Annotated in this window: 3 protein-coding genes; 2 read left to right on the top strand and 1 reads right to left on the bottom strand. The window is 69.4% G+C overall.

Annotation, left to right across the window (positions count from 1 at the left end):
- Positions 1-53: 53 nt before the first annotated feature.
- Entirely contained in the window at positions 54-1,304 is a 1,251-nt protein-coding gene (locus NF4_RS35350; RefSeq protein ID WP_157120776.1) for a helix-turn-helix domain-containing protein, read from the bottom strand.
- A 199-nt stretch (positions 1,305-1,503) separates the two neighbouring features.
- On the opposite strand from NF4_RS35350, the gene NF4_RS35345 reads away from it, so the two are divergent.
- Together NF4_RS35345 and NF4_RS35335 are read left to right on the top strand one after the other, a co-directional pair.
- Positions 1,504-2,307, top strand: coding sequence for an alpha/beta fold hydrolase (locus tag NF4_RS35345; protein WP_063131743.1), 804 nt, complete (start codon positions 1,504-1,506; stop codon positions 2,305-2,307).
- Positions 2,308-3,472: 1,165 nt separating this feature from the next.
- A complete protein-coding gene (locus tag NF4_RS35335; protein ID WP_198165598.1) occupies positions 3,473-18,184 on the top strand; it encodes a type I polyketide synthase in 14,712 nt (4,903 codons plus the stop codon).
- Positions 18,185-18,191: the final 7 nt, after the last annotated feature.

Below are 18,191 nucleotides of genomic sequence, written 5' to 3'. Positions count from 1 at the left end.
CGGAGCGCCGGGGTCGATGCATTCGCCCCGCTCGGCAACTCAGTTCGAGCTGCTCAGTTCGTTGGTGCCGTCCTGTCGGGGGCCGGGGCCCGGCGCTGGATCCGCTGCCGTAGCCGCTGGATACCGGGTGCGGTGGAGCCCAGGAGCATTTCGGTGCCGCCTCGGGACGGTTCGGCGGAACCGTTGTCGTGTACCGCTGCAAGTAGATCGCAGTAGATCCGCGGGTCCAGCCGGTAGGGATCGGAGGACAGGCGATAGCCGAGAATTCGGCGCAGGCGCGCGAGTTCGGCGCGTACGGTCACCGTCTTGCTGTTGTCGTCGTACAGACCCTCGGCGAGGTCCGCCGCGGTCGAACCCGCCGGGTGCGCCAGCAGCAACACCAGCAACTCGCTGTGCCGCGGACTGAGTTCGTGTACTGCGCCGTCCATCCACAGCGCGACCCGGTTGCGGCCCAGCGCGACCACCCGCGGCACCTGCTCGGTGGCGTCCTCGGACAGTGCGTGGACCGCGTACGGTCCGTCCGGCGCCAGCCGTTCCACCGCGACCCGGCGACCACCGGGCAGCACCGTCTCACCGTCCCGGACCGGTCCGGGCCACACCGACGGCAGCCAGCCCGGGGGAGCGGCGTAGAGGACATGGCCGTCCGGCGATATCAGCGCCCCGAGATCACCCGACCGCTGTAGTACTCGATCGAGATAGCGGGTCCGCAGTTCGGCGTCGCGGCGTCCGGCCAGCTCGCGCAGATGGGCCTCGGCCAGCCGCGCGGCGGCGGTCACCAGCGGCAGGGCCAATGTGTTCGTACTGGTCGTCCGGCAGGTCACATCGACGACACCGATCACCGCGCCGCTGCGCGGATCGCGAATCGGCGCGGCCGTACAGGTGAAATCGGCGGCGACCGAGAGGTAATGCTCGGGTCCGCGTACCTGGAACGCCCGGCCGAGCGCCAGCGCGGTACCTACTCCGTTGGTGCCCGCCTCGGCTTCGTGCCAGCGCGCACCTGGTACGAGATTGGCGCGTTCGGCGGTCCGGCGGGCCGTGGGGTCACCGTGCACCCAGAGCAGATGCCCCTCCGCGTCGCCGCCGAACAGGACATGGCCCGGTTCGGTGGCCACCGCCTCCAGGCTCGCGAACAACACCGGCCATGCCGCGGCCAGCCGCCGGTCGCGCGGCCCGGATCTGAGTTCGTCGGTGCTGAGCCGCACTTCGGGTAGATGTCGGTCCGGATGCAGACCGTGATGCCGGGCCCGGTCCCACGAAGCCCGCACGTCCGGGCGCACCGTCCGACTCTTTCCTGTCCCCACCATGCGCCTGCCTCGGGATAGTGCGATCCGCGCCCGGCGGTGATCGCGTTGCCGGGGCGTCCCACGAGGAATAGCACGGAGCGGGAAGGTAGACAAACTTCCGGAACGGCGTTGCAGCGTTGCTGCAACCGTGCGGCCGGGGCTGGCCCGGAGGTCGGGGTCCGGTCATCGTAGGAGCCCACCCCACGAACCGGAGGTATCGATGCCGTACCTGGAACTGCCCGACGGAGTGCCGCTGTACTACGAGGACCACGGCTCCGGCCGACCCGTCGTGCTCATCCACGGCTGGACCATGAACTCCACCTTCTGGGCGCAGAATGTGCCCGCCCTGGCCGAGCAGCACCGGGTGATCACGGTCGATCTGCGCGGGCACGGTTCCTCGGGCAAAACCGAGGACGGGCATACGCTCGCCCAGTACGCCCGGGACGTGCAGGGCCTGATCACACACCTGGGGCTGGAGCAGGTCTCGCTGGCCGGATGGTCGATGGGGGTCGCCGTCGCGCTCGCGTATGTGCAGCAGTTCGGTTGCGCGAACCTGCGCTCGGTGGTGTTCATCGACCAGTCGCCGCGTTTCCTGGACGGTCCGGACTGGGAATTCCCGTTGCAGGGCGGCTATTCGGACAATGACCTGGCGCTGTTCGTCCAAGCCGTCCGGCATGCCCGCCCGCTGGTGATCAAGCCGTTCATCGCCGCGTGTTTCGCGCAGACACCGCCCGAGGATGTGATCGACGTGATCTACGCGGAAACGATGAAGATGTCCACCGCTGCCGCCTGTGCCATCTGGTATGACATGGCCTTCGCCGATCTCCGGGCGGTCCTGCCGGAGGTCACGGTGCCGGCCCTGCTGGTGTACGGCGCCCAGAGCAAGATCTTCCCCGGCCCGCTCGACGAGTGGATCGCCGCGCAACTGCCCGACGCAACCGTTACGCGCTTCGCGGACAGTGGTCACGCCCCGTTCTCCGAGGAGCCCGAACGGTTCAACCAGGTGCTCGCCGAATTCCTGTGACCCGATCGCGGGCGCGTCGGCGAAACCGCAACCGACCCCGGCTGCACGGTTTACTCGACCTGGCAGCCTGCCGATGTTCCACCTCGTGGATGCGGCCTCGGTCCCGGCTTCCAGGGCCGGGACCATCTCGCTGAAGGCTCCTCTCTGTGTCAAGCCTCGACGAGCGGAGAGGAGCCGATAAATCCACAGTCCCGTGACGGCGGCGCCGACCCCGACAGGTGCGGCTGAGAACAGCGGCATCGAGACGGTGTAGTCAGCCCGTGGCGGCGCTCTCGGTCTGGGTGCGATACAAACGCTGGGCGGTCGGTGTAGGTCAGGACGCGGTGTTCGCCCGGGCAGTCACGACCGAGCCGGTCGAGGTTTGTGGGGTGCCTATCAGCGGGCGAGGAACTTGCGACGGCGGGCATGAACTCGTCGTGGAACTGGAAGATACCGCCGTGCCCGTGGTCGGGGTTCGGCTGCAGGAATGAATCCCGGGGGCGTGCCGGCCGAGGCGCTGGAGAAGAGGGCAGGTCGGGACAGGAACTCGGGGCCGCCTGCGGGCGCCACCAGATCCCATTTGTGCAATCTGCACGGGGACCTTCGGCGAATATGTCCACTCGGCACCTATCTCGGCCCGCTATTCGCTGGTTAAACTCGGCTCACGCTGACCAGGAAAGTTGATGAGAGTTATGTCCTGAGCCGTTGAACATCTCGTGTGGCGTCACGTCGGCTTCGCACCGCGTGTCCAGGGCCACCACCGGGCACGGCCACACTCCGAGTGGGTGCCGAAGCTGTCGATGCTGCTGCACAACTGGACGGCAGTCAGCCGCCGACGGTTCGGCGGCTCGGCGCGATCGCCACTGCCGGTGGTCGGGTGCGGGTCGAACAGTGGCGCAGGACCTGTCCACTCATCGACCGGTACAACGAGTCGGCGAAGTGGCCGGCAACCACACCCACCGTTCCGGGCATCCGGGACCTCGCCCCGGACTCGATTCGGCACTCTTCTCTGGACTCGGCGGCTCTGTGCGCGCCGCCGGGCTTCTTCGGCGACCCTGAAGGCTGGATAGGAACGTGGACACAAGCACCGGCGATTCGTCCGACCGCATGCTCGCGATGACCGACCTGGTGACGGACTTCTTCCGCATATCGCTGTACAGCTCTCACTCGAGATTTGAGGATTTCCGTGGTCGAACCCGGGCATGTAGTCGCCATTGTCGGAATGTCGTGCCGGATGCCGGGCGCCGCCGACCTCGAGAAGTTCTGGCGGCTGCTGCGCGATGGCCGCGATGCCATCGGCACCGCTCCCGCCGACCGTCCGGAAATCGATGAGCGGGCCGGATTCCTCGATTCGGCCTCGGAATTCGATGCCGACTTCTTCGGGGTACCGCCCAATGAGGCGCGGTCGATCGATCCGCATCAGCTGCTCGGCCTGGAGCTGAGCTGGGAGGCATTGGAAGACGCGGGCTACCGGGACCTGCGTGGTGCGCGGGCGGGAGTGTTCCTGGGAATCACGGGAACAGATTTCGCCGAAATATCGGCCGCACAGGGCAAACCTGGTATCGGCAGGCATTCGCTGGGGGCGGTCGGCCGGGGAGTCGCTGCCAACCGGATCTCCAATCACTTCGGGTTCACCGGTCCGAGTCTGGTGATCGACAGCGGGCAATCCTCCTCGCTGGTCGCGGTGCATCTGGCCTGTGAATCGCTGCGCACCGGGGAATGCGAGGTGGCGCTGGCGGGCGGATCGAATCTCATTCTCTCCCCGTTGGGCGGCGCGCGTTACGAACAGTTCGGCGCGCATTCGCCGACCGGGAAATGCCACACCTTCGACGAATGCGCGGACGGCACGGTCCGCGGTGAGGGCGGCGGCATGGTCGTGCTGAAACCACTTGCGCTGGCTGCCGCCGCGGGCGATCGCATCTACGCGGTGATCCGGGGCAGCGCGGTCAACAACGGCAACGAGCGACAGGTTCTGAGCGCGCCCAGTGTGTCGGCGCAGGCCGCGGTTGTTCGGGACGCGCTGGCTGCTGCGGCGGTGGCACCGGAATCGGTGCAGTATGTGGAGCTGCACGGCACCGGCACCCCCGCGGGCGATCCGGTGGAGGCGGCGGCTCTCGGCGAAACCTACGGCGTGGGACGTACCGGTGCGGCGGCGCTGGTCGTCGGGTCTGTCAAGACGAATATCGGACATCTGGAAGGCGCCGCGGGAATCGCGGGTCTTATCAAGACCGCCTTGAGCCTGCGGCATCGGGAGTACGTGCCCAGCCTGAACTTTCACACGCCGAATCCGCGGATCCCACTGGAGACGCTGGGTTTGCGGGTGCAGACCGCGACCGAGCCCTGGTCGGCTACCGCACTGTGTCGTGCTGGGGTCTCGTCGTTCGGTATGGGCGGTACGAACGCACACGTGATTCTGGAGGAAGCTCCCGCGCACGTGGTGGACGAAACGAACACTTCGTCGGACGACCCGCGACCGGTGGCCTGGGTGCTGTCGGGACAGAGCCCGGCGGCGCTGCGGGCGCAGGCCGACCGGTTGCGGGAGTGGCTGGTCGAGCATCCGCGGGTCGATGCCGGTGCGGTGGCTCATTCGCTGCTGCGTTCGCGGACGCCGTTGGAGTGGCGGGGCGCGGTTGTCGGGGACGATATCGAGGCGATGGAGGCCGGGCTGGCGGCGTTGGCCGATGCGATCGCGGATGATCACCGCACGGTGACCGGTCGCGCCGCGCCCCGGCGGGCGGTCTTCGTGTTTCCGGGCCATGGCAGTCAATGGGTGGGGATGGGTGCGCAGCTGCTGGCGTCCGGTGGGGCGTTCGCGGCCACGATCTCGGAGTGCGAGGCGGCATTGGCGCCGTACGTGGATTGGTCGTTGACCGGGGTGTTGCGGGGGACCGACGGGGCCGCGTCGCTGGAGCGTGAGGATGTTGTCCAGCCGGTTCTGTTCGCGGTATCGGTGGCGTTGGCGCAGCTGTGGCGGGCCTGCGGGGTGGAGCCGGCCGCGGTGATCGGCCATTCTCAGGGGGAGATCGCGGCGGCAGTGGTAGCCGGCGGATTGTCTGTGGCCGACGGTGCCCGAGTCGTGGCGGTGCGCTCGCGAGCCCTCACCGAGGAGCTGGCGGGATCAGGGGGTATGGCAGCCGTCGGATCGGCGGCGGATGCGGTGGCCGATCGCCTGACGGAATACGGTGACCGGTTGTCGATCGGGGCGGTGAACGGGCCCGGGCAGACGGTGGTGACAGGCGACTCGGACGCGCTGGCCGAGTTCCTCGCCGGGTGTGCCGCGGATGGGGTGTGGGCGAGAAACGTCCCGATCGATTACGCGTCGCATTCACCGGCGGTCGAGCGAATCCGGGATCGCCTGCTGGCGGGGTGGGCGCCCATAAAGCCGAAATCCGGTACAGTGCCGTTTTTCTCGACGGTTGCCGCCGACTTCATCGACACGGCGGACCTCGATGCCGCGTACTGGTATCGAGGCCTTCGTCAACCGGTGCGGTTCGCCGATGCGGTCGAGGCCTTGCTGCGCGCCGGGATGAACGCCTTCATCGAGACCAGCCCGCACCCCGCGCTGTCCAGCGCGATCGAGGCGACGGCCGACGCACTCGGTAGATCAGGCCGAGTAGCCGTTTTCGGTACCCTGCGACGCGACCAGGGTGGTCCGGAACACGTCACTGCCGCGCTGGCACGTGCCCATTGCGCGGGGCTCGCGGTGGCGCCGGAGATGTTGGCGCCGAGCGCCGCGCGGGTGGACCTGCCGACCTACGCGTTCCAACGGCGTCGGTGCTGGGTGCCGACGGTCGGAGCAACCGGGCCGGGCACAGCATCGGCCGAGATGCGCCGGGCACCCACGGCCACTCGGTCCGGCCTGGAGCACACCGTCCGCACAACCCGCGGCAACGCTGTCGTGGCGGGTCCGCTGGCCCCGCGGTTGTTTGCTGCCCCCGAGCGTGACCGCGACGCGCTGGTGCTCGCTGTCGTTGCCGAACAGGCAGCGGCGATACTCGGCCACGATTCGCCGGATGCCGTGCATGCCGAACTTCCGTTCACTGCCTCCGGGTTCGATTCGCTGAGCGGTCAACAGCTGCGGAACCGGCTGGTGGCGGCGACCGGCGTGGCGTTGCCGGCGACACTGATATTCGACCACCCCACACCGGCCGCGGTGGCCGGGTTGGTGCGCGCGCGGCTGGAAGGCGTGGACCTCGGTGCGCGGCGGGTGACTCGTCGCACCCACACCGCGGAGCCGATCGCCATCGTCGGCATCGGCTGCCGGTTTCCCGGCGGTGTCGCCTCGGCCGAGGACTTGTGGGAACTCGTGGCGGCGGGCCGGGACGTGATCTCGCCGTTCCCGTCCGACCGCGGCTGGGATCTGGAGCGGTTGGTCGATCCCGACCCGGACAAGCCGGGCACCGTTTATACCCGGGAGGGCGGATTCCTCACCGAGGCAGACGTATTCGATGCGGAATTCTTCGGTATCGGCCCGCGGGAGGCGGCTGCGATGGATCCGCAGCAGCGACTGATGCTGGAGGTGTCCTGGGAAGCCCTGGAGCACGCGGGCATCGACCCCACGGTGCTGCGCGGCACCGACACCGGCGTTTACGTCGGTGCCTGCTCCTCCGGTTACGTACGCGGGGTGACCGGAGGGTACGAGGGCTATCGGCTGACCGGAACTTCACACAGTGTGATATCCGGCCGAGTCGCTTACGTTCTCGGCCTGGAAGGTCCCGCCGTCACGGTCGACACCGCGTGCTCTTCGTCGCTCGTCGCGCTCCATCTCGCCTGCCAGGCGTTGCACCGGGGCGAGACGTCGCTGGTACTCGCGGGTGGGGTGAGTGTGTCGGCGAGCCCGGATCTGTTCGTCGACTTCGCCCGCCAGCGCGGATTGGCACCGGACGGACGCTCCAAGGCATTTGCCGCCGCCGCGGACGGTGTCACCTGGGCTGAGGGCGTCGGCGTCGTGGTGCTCGAACGTCTGTCGGATGCCCGTCGGCGCGGCCACGATGTCCTTGCGGTGGTCCGTGGCAGCGCGATCAACCAGGACGGTGCCAGCAACGGCCTGACTGCGCCCAACGGTCCGTCCCAGGAGCGGGTGATCGCCGCGGCGCTGGCCGACAGCGGGCTGGAGCCCGCAGATATCGATGCTGTCGAGGCGCACGGTACCGGCACCACCCTGGGCGATCCGATCGAGGCGCAGGCGCTGATCGCCGCTTACGGAACCGATCGGGGCCAGCCGTTGCGCATCGGATCGGTGAAGTCGAACATCGGGCACGCGGTAGCCGCGGCCGGTATCGGCGGTGTGATCAAGATGGTGTACGCCCTGCGGCACGAAATATTGCCCAGAACACTGCACGTGGACGCTCCGACACCACATGTGGACTGGTCGGCGGGCTCGGTGCGGTTGCTCACCGAGCCCGAGCCGTGGCCCGCCGCCGACCGGGCGCGGCGGGCGGGCGTCTCGTCGTTCGGGATCAGCGGAACCAATGCGCATGTGATCCTCGAAGAGGCACCGGCCGCCGTCGCGTTCGAGGGCACCGGCGGCACCGGTCGGCCCGCGGCGGCGACCGATGCGGTTCCCCTGCTCCTCTCGGCGAAGACGGACAACGCCCTACGCGCCCAGGCGGAGCGCCTGCGGCAGTGGATAGCCGACCGGCCGGAACTCGATATACGCGGTGCCGCCGGCGCTCTGATCGGAACGCGGGCACACTTCGCGCGGCGCGGCGCGGTCGTGGGCACCGATCGAGCGGAGCTGCTGGCGGGCTTGGCGGAGCTCGCCGGCGGGTCCGAATCAGCCGGTGCCGTCGAGGGCCGGATGGTGGCCGGAAAGACCGCATTCCTGTTCACCGGTCAGGGCGCCCAGCGCTCCGCGATGGGCGCGGACCTGTACCGTGCGTTTCCGGTCTTCGCGAGCGCACTGGACGAGGTGTGTGCGGAATTCGATACCCAGTTGGGTCGGGCCCACCCCTCGTCCGACCGGCCACGGTACTCCGCGCTGTCGTTGCGAGGGCTGATGTTCGACGATGTCGACGGGTTGCTCGATCGGACCGAATTCACCCAGCCCGCGTTGTTCGCATTCGAGGTGGCCTTGTGTCGATTACTCGATTCGTTCGGTGTCACCGCAGATCTGCTGATCGGGCACTCCATCGGCGAGCTGGCCGCTGCGTATGTGGCGGGCGTATGGTCGCTGCCGGACGCGTGCGCCCTGGTGGCTGCCCGGGGACGGCTGATGGGCGGGGTGCCCGGGGACGGTGCGATGCTGGCGGTGGCGTGCGGCGAAGAACGAGCGGCCCGCGTCCTCGCCGATTTCCCCGGTCGGGTGTCGATCGCGGCGGTGAACGGCCCGGGCTCGACGGTGCTGTCCGGTGACGCCGATGTCATCGGCGAGCTCGAGCAACGCCTGGCGAGCGAGGGTCTCGTGACCAATCGCCTGCGGGTCGGCCATGCGTTCCATTCGGCGCATATGGACGTGATGCTGGCCGAGTTCCGGTCGGTGGCCGAGGCGATCGACTACCGCGCACCTAATATCGCGATCGTGTCGACCGTGTCCGGCGAACTCGCCGGACACGATCTGACCGACCCGGAGTACTGGGTGCGGCAGGTGCGCGATCGGGTCCGGTTCGCCGCGGGCGTGGATGCTCTCGTCGCGGCGGGCGCACGACGATTCGTGGAGGTCGGGCCGGACGCCGCACTGGCGGTCATGGTCCGGCAATGTCTTGCCGAGACCCCGGACATCGAGGCCGGCTCAGCGGTGATTGCGGCCGCGCGGCGTTCCGCGGCGGAGTCGGCCCGGTTCGTGTCGGCGCTGGCCGAGGCTCATATCGCGGGTATCGAGGTGAACTGGACCGATCTTTTCGCGGACCGACCGGCCGGGCGAGTGGAGTTGCCGACGTATGCGTTCCAGCATCAACGGTATTGGTTGACCGCCACGGCGACAGGTGATGTCCGGCATACGGGTCTCGCCGAGGTGGAGCATCCGCTACTCGGTGCCGCGGTGTGGCTGCCGGAATCCGAGGGGGTGGTGGCGACCGGCCTGCTGTCGCTGTCGAGCCACCGGTGGCTGGCCGATCACGTCATCGGTGGCGCGGTACTGGTACCGGGTACGGCGTTCGTGGAGATGGCGCTGCGAGCCGGGGCGATGGTCGACTGTCCCCGACTGGCCGAGCTGGTGGTGATCGCGCCCTTGATCCTCCCGGCGGAGGGAGCCGTCGAACTGCGTGTCATGGTGGACGAGCCCGACGCGGCGGGATCCCGAGCGGTGTCGGTGTATTCGCGTCGGCAGCGCGAGGCTGCGGCGGAACACGGGAAGTGGATTCGCCATGCGACGGGAGCCCTGGCCGTACCGTCACCGGCGTCTCCGGGGCGATACGAGTCGACGGGCGAGTGGCCGCCTTCGGGCGCGGAGCCGGTCGATATAGGCAGTGGCTACCGAGAATTGGGCGAGCGCGGCTACGACTACGGGCCCACTTTCCGCAGGCTGACAGCACTGTGGCGGCGTGGCGAGGAGATCTTCGCGGAGCTCAGTCCGGCCGTTCAGCGGGAATCGTCGGCGGTGCAGTTCGGAGTGCACCCGGCATTGCTCGACGCGGCACTGCACGCGATCCTGCTCGGCGGTATGACCGAGCCGCCCGGGCCAGGGGAGATCCTGGTGCCTTATTCGTGGGAGAACGTCGACCTGCACGCGGTCGGGTCCGCGTCGGTCCGGGTGCGGTTGACACCGGCACCGGGCGAGGGGCATGACCAGCGAATCACCCTGAGAATCAGTGATCCTCAGGGTGAGCCGGTAGTCGAGGTCGCCGGCGTGACCCTGCGTCCCGTCGCCATCGGTTCGCTCGGTGCGGCAGCCGGATCGCCGGTCGACGCGGCACAGCTGTTCCAGGTGCGGTGGGAGCGGGCCATGGGTGGCGTGGGCGACGGGTCCGTCCCGACTGTCGCCACGCTCGCGGGCACCACGGTGGCCGGGATCGACCTGAGCTTCGCCTCGATCGCCGATGTCGTGGCAGCCGAAGATACCCCGGATGTCGTGGTGTGGCGGGCGGCCGAGCCGGACGCGGACGGTCCGGAAGGTGTGCGGGAAGCTGTGCACGCCGCATTGGCGATGCTGAAATCGTGGCTTGCCGGTGCGCACAGTGCCGATACTCGACTGGCGCTGATCACATCGGGCGGTGCGGGGCTGCCCGGCGAGACCCCTGACCCGGCTGCGGCCGCGGTAATCGGGCTGGTCCGCAGCGCGCAGTCCGAGAGTCCCGGTCGTTTCGTTCTGGTCGACGAGGAGCGCGCAGATCCGCTGGACGCCGAGCGCGTCGCGATGGTGCTGGGATCGGACGAACCGCAGGTCGCGGTACGCGGCCGCGAACTGCTGGTGCCCCGGCTGGTGCGCGCATCCGCGTCCGGGGACCCCGGTATGCCGTCCTTCGGGAACAAGTCCGTGTTGATCACCGGCGGTACGGGTGGCTTGGGTGCTCTGTTCGCCCGGCACCTGGTTGTCGAACACGATGTCCGCAGTCTGGTGCTGACCTCCCGGCGCGGGCTCCGGGCGCCCGGGGCTGCTGAGCTGGTCGCCGAGTTGACCCAGGCCGGCGCCGACGTCCAGGTCGTGGCCTGCGATATCGCCGACCGTGCCGCGGTGCGAAACCTGGTGGACACCATCGAAGCCCGCGGCGGCTCGAGCGCTGTCGTGCACGCGGCGGGCGTACTCGACGACGGCACTGTCGAGACCCTGACCGGTGCGCAGGTGGATCGAGTATTCGCGCCGAAGGTCGACGGGGCGTGGCATCTGGACGAGTTGACCCGGCACCACGACTTGTCGGCATTCGTCCTGTTCTCGTCGATCGCCGGGGTGATCGGATCGGCCGGGCAAGCGAATTACGCCGCAGCGAACAGCGCCCTGGATGCGCTGGCGCAACGACGGCGGGCGGCGGGGTTGCCGGCCACCTCGGTCGCGTGGGGGCCGTGGAATCAGGGCAGCGGCATGACCGGCGACCTGGACCGAGTGGCCCTCGCCCGGTGGGAGCGGTTGGGTCTGGGCCAACTCGGCACTGCGGAGGGTGTACGCCTGTTCGATGCGGCCGTCGCCGGGCCGGATGCGCGCCCGGCCGCGATTCGGTTCGACGCGGACGCACTGCGTCGTGCACCGGCGATCGACGCGCTTCCCGCTGTACTGCGTGGATTCGCGCCGCGCTCCACGCCCGCGAAGCGGGTGGCGGCGGTGAGCTCGCTGGGTGCCCGGCTGGCCGGGACACCGGAGGCCCACCGCGACTCCGTGGTGCTCGAGGTGGTGCGTGAGCAGGTGGCCGCCGTGCTGGGTCATTCCGGACGCGATCTGGTCGAGGTGGAGAAGCCCTTCAGCGATATGGGTTTCGATTCGCTGGGCGGGGTGGAGTTGCGGAACCGGTTGAGCAAGGCGACCGGTGTGCCGCTGCCCTCGACACTGGTGTTCGACCATCCGACACCGGCGGCGGTGGCGAAACTGGTGCTGGCGAAACTCGCGCCGGCGCCGGCGGAGGAGGCCGGGAAGGTCGTGCGCCGCACACGGACCGATGAACCCATCGCGATCGTGGGTATGGCCTGCCGGTATCCCGGCGGAGTGGCCTCACCGGAGGCGCTGTGGGATCTGGTTGCTACGGGAACCGACGCGATCAGCGAGTTCCCGGCCGACCGTGGTTGGGACCTGGCGGGGTTGTTCGATCCGGATCCCGCGCACTCGGGGACCTCCTATGTCCGTGAGGGTGGATTCCTCACTCGCGCCGCCGATTTCGATGCCGAATTCTTCGGGATCGGCCCGCGCGAGGCCGCGGCTATGGATCCGCAGCAGCGGTTGCTGCTCGAAGTGTCCTGGGAGGCGTTGGAGCACGCCGGCATCGATCCGGCCGCGCTGCGGGGCAGTGACACCGGTGTCTACACGGGTGTGATGTATCAGGACTACGAGACGGTGACACGCCGGAGCGGGCCCGAAGTCGAGGGGTACGCCCTGACCGGGGCGCTGGGAAGTGTCGTATCGGGCCGGGTGGCGTACGCACTGGGCCTGGAGGGCCCGGCGCTGACAATGGACACCGCGTGTTCGTCGTCGCTGGTCGCCCTGCACGTCGCCTGCCGGGCGTTGCGTCAGGGGGAGAGTTCGCTGGCGTTGGTCGGTGGTGCGACGGTGATGGCGACGCCGACCGTGTTCGTGGACTTCTCCCGCCAACGCGGGCTCGCCCGGGACGGTCGGTGCAAGTCGTTCTCGGCGTCCGCTGATGGCGTGGCCTGGGCCGAGGGTGCGGCTGTACTGGTGGTGGAGCGGCTGTCGGATGCACGCCGGCTGGGTCACGATGTCTTGGCGGTGGTGCGCGGGACGGCGGTGAATCAGGACGGTGCGAGCAATGGTTTGACGGCGCCGAACGGTCCGTCGCAGGAGCGGGTGATCGCGGCGGCATTGGCGGACGCCGGGCTGCGGCCGGCGGATGTGGACGCGGTGGAGGCGCACGGCACCGGCACGGCGCTGGGTGATCCGATCGAGGCGCAGGCGTTACTGGTCACTTATGGGCAGGACCGGGCGGCGCCGCTGCGGATCGGGTCGCTGAAGTCGAATATCGGGCATTCGCAGGCGGCGGCCGGAGTCGGCGGCGTGATCAAGATGGTGCAGGCACTCCGGCACGAGGTACTGCCGAAGACGTTGCACGCGGACGAGTTGTCGCCGCACGTGGATTGGTCGGCAGGGTCGGTGCGGGTATTGACCGAGGCGGAGCCCTGGCCTGCTCGCGACAGGGTCCGGCGGGCGGGTGTGTCGTCATTCGGTATCAGCGGCACGAATGCGCACGTGATCCTGGAGGAGGCCCCACCCGCGACCCCCTCGACGACGACCGGGTCCACGCTGGTCGCCGGGGATGCGGATGATCGGGGCGGGGCCGTGCTGGCCTGGACGCTCTCGGCGGATAGTCCGGACGGGTTGCGGGGGCAGGCGGTTCGGCTCGAGAACTGGCTGGATACGCATCCGGAAGCGAAGGCCGCGGAGGTGGCGTCCACGTTGCTGCGCCATCGTTCGCGGTTGGAGTGGCGTGCTGCGGTGGTGGGCCGGGAGCGGGCCGGTCTGTTGGCCGGTTTGGCCGGGCTGGCGGAGTCTGTGGAGCAGCCTGTCTCCGGTTCGGAGTATGTCGTGTCGGGGCGGCGTTCGGTGGCGGGACGCCGCGTGGCGTTCGTGTTCCCCGGCCAGGGGAGCCAGTGGTCGGGTATGGCCGCCGAGTTATTGGCCGCAGGTGGCATTTTCGCCGAGGCGATCGCGGAATGCGAATCGGCGTTGGCGCCGTTTGTGGACTGGTCTCTGACGGCGGTGCTCCGTGGTGACCCGGGCGCGGCGTCACTGGAGCGGGTGGATGTGGTCCAGCCGGCGTTGTTCGCGGTGATGGTTTCACTGGCGCGGGCGTGGCGGGCGAGCGGGGTGGAACCTGCCGTTGTGGTGGGACACTCGCAGGGCGAGATCGCGGCGGCTGTGGTCGCGGGCGGACTCTCACTGGCCGATGGTGCACGGGTGGTGGCCCGTCGATCTCTGATCGTCGCCGAGGAATTGGCGGGCGCCGGCGGAATGGTTTCGGTGAACGCTTCGGCCGAGGCGGTCGAGGAGCGGTTGGCGCGGTTCGGGGCGCGGCTGTCCGTCGCGGCGGTGAACGGGCCGGGACAGCTCGTGGTGTCGGGAGAGGCGTCGGCGGTCACCGAGTTCCTGGACGGGTGTGCGGCCGAGGGGGTGTGGGCGAAGCGGATTCCGGTGGACTACGCCTCGCACTCCGCGGCCGTGGAGTCGATCCGGGCGCGAGTGCTGACGGAACTGGCCTCCGTCGCACCGGTATCGGGTTCGGTGCCGTTCTTCTCGACCGTGTCCGCCGAGTACGCCGACACGGCGACGTTGGATGCCGGGTACTGGTATCGCGGCCTCCGCGAGCAGGTGCGGTTCGCGGAGTCGATCGAAGCGCTCCAGCGTGCGGGCGTGAATGCTTTCATCGAGGTGAGCCCGCACCCGGTGCTCACCATGGGGATCGAGCTGACCGCCGCGGCGCTCGATCTCGCCGGTACGGTAGCGGTCCTGGGCACGCTGAAGCGCGACCACGGCGGGGCGGAACAGTTCGTCACCGCGCTGTCGGGTGCCTACTGTGCCGGCATCGACGTGGCGGACCGGGCGTTGGCTCCAGCGGCCGCTCGGGTGGACCTGCCGACCTATGCGTTCCAGCGGCAGCGCTATTGGTTGCGACCGGTCGGGCGGCGGTCCGGTCTGGCGGAGACCGGGCACGCGCTGCTCGGCGCGATGGTGCAGTTGCCCGATTCGCGGGACGTGGTGTTCACCGGCCGGCTATCGGCGGCCGATCAGCCCTGGGCGGCCGACCACGCGATAGCCGGAACGGCATTGCTGCCGGGTGCTGCCATGCTGGAGCTGGCTCTGCAATCGGGGACCATGCTGGGGTGTCCGCGGGTCTCGGAGTTGGCGCTCGAGGCGCCGCTGCCGATCTCGACCGCCGGATCGGTCGACCTGCGGGTAGTCGCGGCCGGCCCGGAGGAGACGGGCGCGCGGACAGTGTCGGTGTATTCCCGGCCGAGCCACGATGACGCGGAAGCGTGGGTGCGGCACGCGGTCGGGTCGGTGACCGGCGACTCGGCGATGACGCCGGTCACCGACGTGCCGGCCGACTGGCCGCCGGCGGGCGCGGCGGCGATATCGGTCGCGGACGGGTATGAGGAACTGGCCGGCCAGGGCTACGAGTACGGACCGCTCTTCCGCGGACTGACTGCGCTGTGGCGGCGCGCCGACGAGGTGTTCGCGGAGGTCGTACTGCCGGAAGCCGCCCGGTCGGAGGTCGCGGAGTTCGGCATACATCCAGCGCTGCTGGATGCCGCGCTGCACGCGATCCTGCTCGGCGGGCTGGCTCCGGCCGTACCGGAAGGCGCGGTCGCGGTCCCGTTCTCATGGGAAGGCGTGACCCTGCACGCGACCGGCGCAACAGCACTACGGGTGCGCGCGGTCGTAACCGGTGCCGACCGGATCGAACTCACGCTCGCCGACCCGGCGGGCCTCCCGGTGGCCGAGATACGGGCATTGACCCTGCGGCCGATGCCGATCCACGCCCTCGCCGCGGCGCACGGCCGCGCCGACGGCATCGGCTACACCGTCGAGTGGCTCGTGCCGGCCACACCCGCGAGCGAGAATCCCGCGGACGCGTCCTGGACATCCGCGGACGAGGGAGAAACCGTCACCGTCGCGGAGGTGGTGGCTACCGTGTTACGCCTGGACGAAGCGCCCGATGATGGTGATCTCCCGGCAGTGGTGCGAGATTCGGTGACCGCGTCGGCCGCGCGGGTACAGCGACTGCTGGCGGCGGACAAGCGTGTCGTGGTCGTGACCCGGCGGGCGATGGCGGTGCACTCCGTTGAACCCGCAGACCTGGCCACGGCCGCGGTATGGGGTTTGCTACGCACCGCGCAGAGTGAGAACCCGGACCGGATACACCTCGTCGATGTCGATGAGTGGACCGACTACCGCCGCTGCGTGGCACTGGCTCTGACACTGGACGATGAGCCGGAGCTGGCGATGCGGCGGGGCACGGCCTACGTACCGCGGTTGCGGCGGGCCGGTGCGGGCCTGCCCGGCGCCGCCGCGCTTCGGCAGGGTGCGGCCTGGACATTCCGCGATATGGGGAAGGGCACACTCGCCGAGGACAATTTCGGGCTGGCCGAGGACCCGCGCGCGGCGGAACCACTGCGGGCCGGACAGGTCCGGGTGGCTGTGCGGGCCGTCGGTCTCAACTTCCGTGATGTGCTCGTCGCGCTCGGTACCTATCCCTTTCCGAATGCTCGAATCGGCGGGGAAGCGGCCGGAATCGTGCTGGAGGTCGCCCCCGACGTCACCGAATTCGCTCCGGGCGACCGCGTTTTCGGGTTCTGCTGGGGTGTCGACTCGGTGGCCGTCGCCGACCGCAGGTTGCTCGCGAGAATGCCGCGCGGCTGGTCGTTCACGCAGGCCGCCGCGGTGCCGGTGGTGTACGCGACCGCCTACTACGGGCTGGTCGACCTCGGCGGCGCACAACCGGGCCAGACCCTGCTGCTGCACGCGGCTACCGGTGGTGTCGGGATGGCAGCCGTCCAGCTCGCACGACATCTGGGTTTGCGGTTGCTGGTCACCGCCGGCACCCCCAAGTGGGGCACGCTGCGCGAGATGGGGTTCGACGACTCCGATATCGGTGACTCGCGCACGCTGGAGTTCGAGCGGAAGTTCCGCGAGGCAACCGCCGGTCGCGGTGTGGATATAGTGCTGGACTCGTTGGCCGGGGAGTTCGTGGACGCCTCGCTGCGATTGCTGCCGCGCGGCGGCCGGTTCATCGAGATGGGGGTGCTCGACCGCCGGGATCCGGCCGAGGTCGCCGCGGCACATCCCGGCGTGGATTACCGGAGTTTCGTGCTGCTGGACGTGGACCCGGATCGGCTGCACGAGATCCTGACGACGCTGGTCGCCCTGTTCGATACCGGATCGCTGGCACCTTCCCCGACCACCGCCTGGGACCTGCGGCAGGCACCGGAGGTGTTCCGGCATCTCGGCCAGGCCCGGCATATCGGCAAGAATGTGCTCACCGTGCCCACACCGGTGCGGCCCGACGGCACCGTCCTGATCACCGGCGGCACCGGGGTTCTGGGCGCGCTGGCCGCGCGGCATCTGATCACCGAGTACGGCCTGCGGCGGCTGGTTCTGGCGAGTCGCCGCGGCCCGGACGCGCCCGGGGCGGCCGAATTGCGGGCCGAACTCACCGCGCTCGGTGCGCACGTCGACATCGTCGCCTGTGATGCCGCCGACCGGGCGGCCCTGGACGCGATGCTGGCGGTGATCCCGCCGGATCACCCGCTGACCGGCGTCGTCCACACGGCGGGGGTGCTCGCCGACGGTGTGTTCACCGCGATGACCGCGGAGCAGATCACGGACGTCCTGCGGCCGAAGGTGGACGCGGCGTGGAATCTGCACGAAGCGACCAAGGACCTGGATCTGTCGCTGTTCGTGCTCTACTCCTCGCTGACGGGCGTGATCGGTACCCCCGGGCAGGCGAACTACGCGGCCGGGAATGTGTTCCTCGACGCGCTGGCCCAGCATCGACACGTGCACGGCCTGCCCGCGACCTCGGTGGCCTGGGGACTATGGGAGCAGAGCACCGGCATGACGGGGACCCTGGGTGCGACCGACCTCGCCAGGTTGCGGCGGGAGGGCATCCTCGCGCTGAGCGACGCCGACGGAACGGCGCTGTTCGACGCGGCACTGGCGGCCGGTGACCCGACGTTCGTGGCTGCACGGATCGACTGGGCGACCCTGGCCGAGGCGCAGGGCTCCGGTCTGCGCGCGATAATGCGCGGCCTGACCGGGCCGGTGCGTCGGCGAGTCGCCGCGGAGAAGGGTCAGGCCTCCGGCCTCGCAGGGCAATTGGCCGGCCGATCGGTCGACGTGCAGGAAGGCATGATTCTGGACGTGATCCGGGTGCAGGCCGCGGCTGTGCTCGGACATGCGGTGGCCGGCGCGGTCCGCGCGGATCGGCCGTTCACCGATATCGGATTCGATTCGATCGGCGTCATGGAGTTCCGCAACCGACTGAAATCCGCTGTCGGTGTGCAGTTGCCCGCGACAGCGATGTTCGACTATCCGACGCCGAAAGCTCTCGCTGCGTACCTGCGGCGAGAGATCGCTCCCGACGAAGATCCCGCGGCGCGGATAACGGCCGAGATCGGGTCGCTGACCCGCGAGTGTGCGGAGTCGGATCTGACACCCGAGCAGCGTTCGGATATCGCGGAGAAGGTTCTCGCGCTGTGGCGCGAACTCGAGAGAAAGGCCGCCGGCGAAGTCGTGGAGAACCACACCGGCCTCGAAACCGCGGACGACGATCAGCTTCTCGACTTCATCGATCGTCTCGGCTGAACGCTCA

Origin of the sequence: Nocardia fusca NBRC 14340 (assembly GCF_001618425.1) — a bacterium.
GTDB lineage: Bacteria > Actinomycetota > Actinomycetes > Mycobacteriales > Mycobacteriaceae > Nocardia > Nocardia fusca.
The sequence above is the reverse complement of the archived record's forward strand: the minus strand, read 5'-3'. Positions and strand labels throughout refer to the sequence as shown.

Excerpts from the sequence above, each read along its gene's own strand:
- NF4_RS35345 (WP_063131743.1), top strand. The coding sequence starts at position 1,504 with ATGCCGTACCTGGAACTGCCCGACGGAGTGCCGCTGTACTACGAGGAC.
- NF4_RS35350 (WP_157120776.1), bottom strand. The coding sequence starts at position 1,304 with ATGGTGGGGACAGGAAAGAGTCGGACGGTGCGCCCGGACGTGCGGGCT.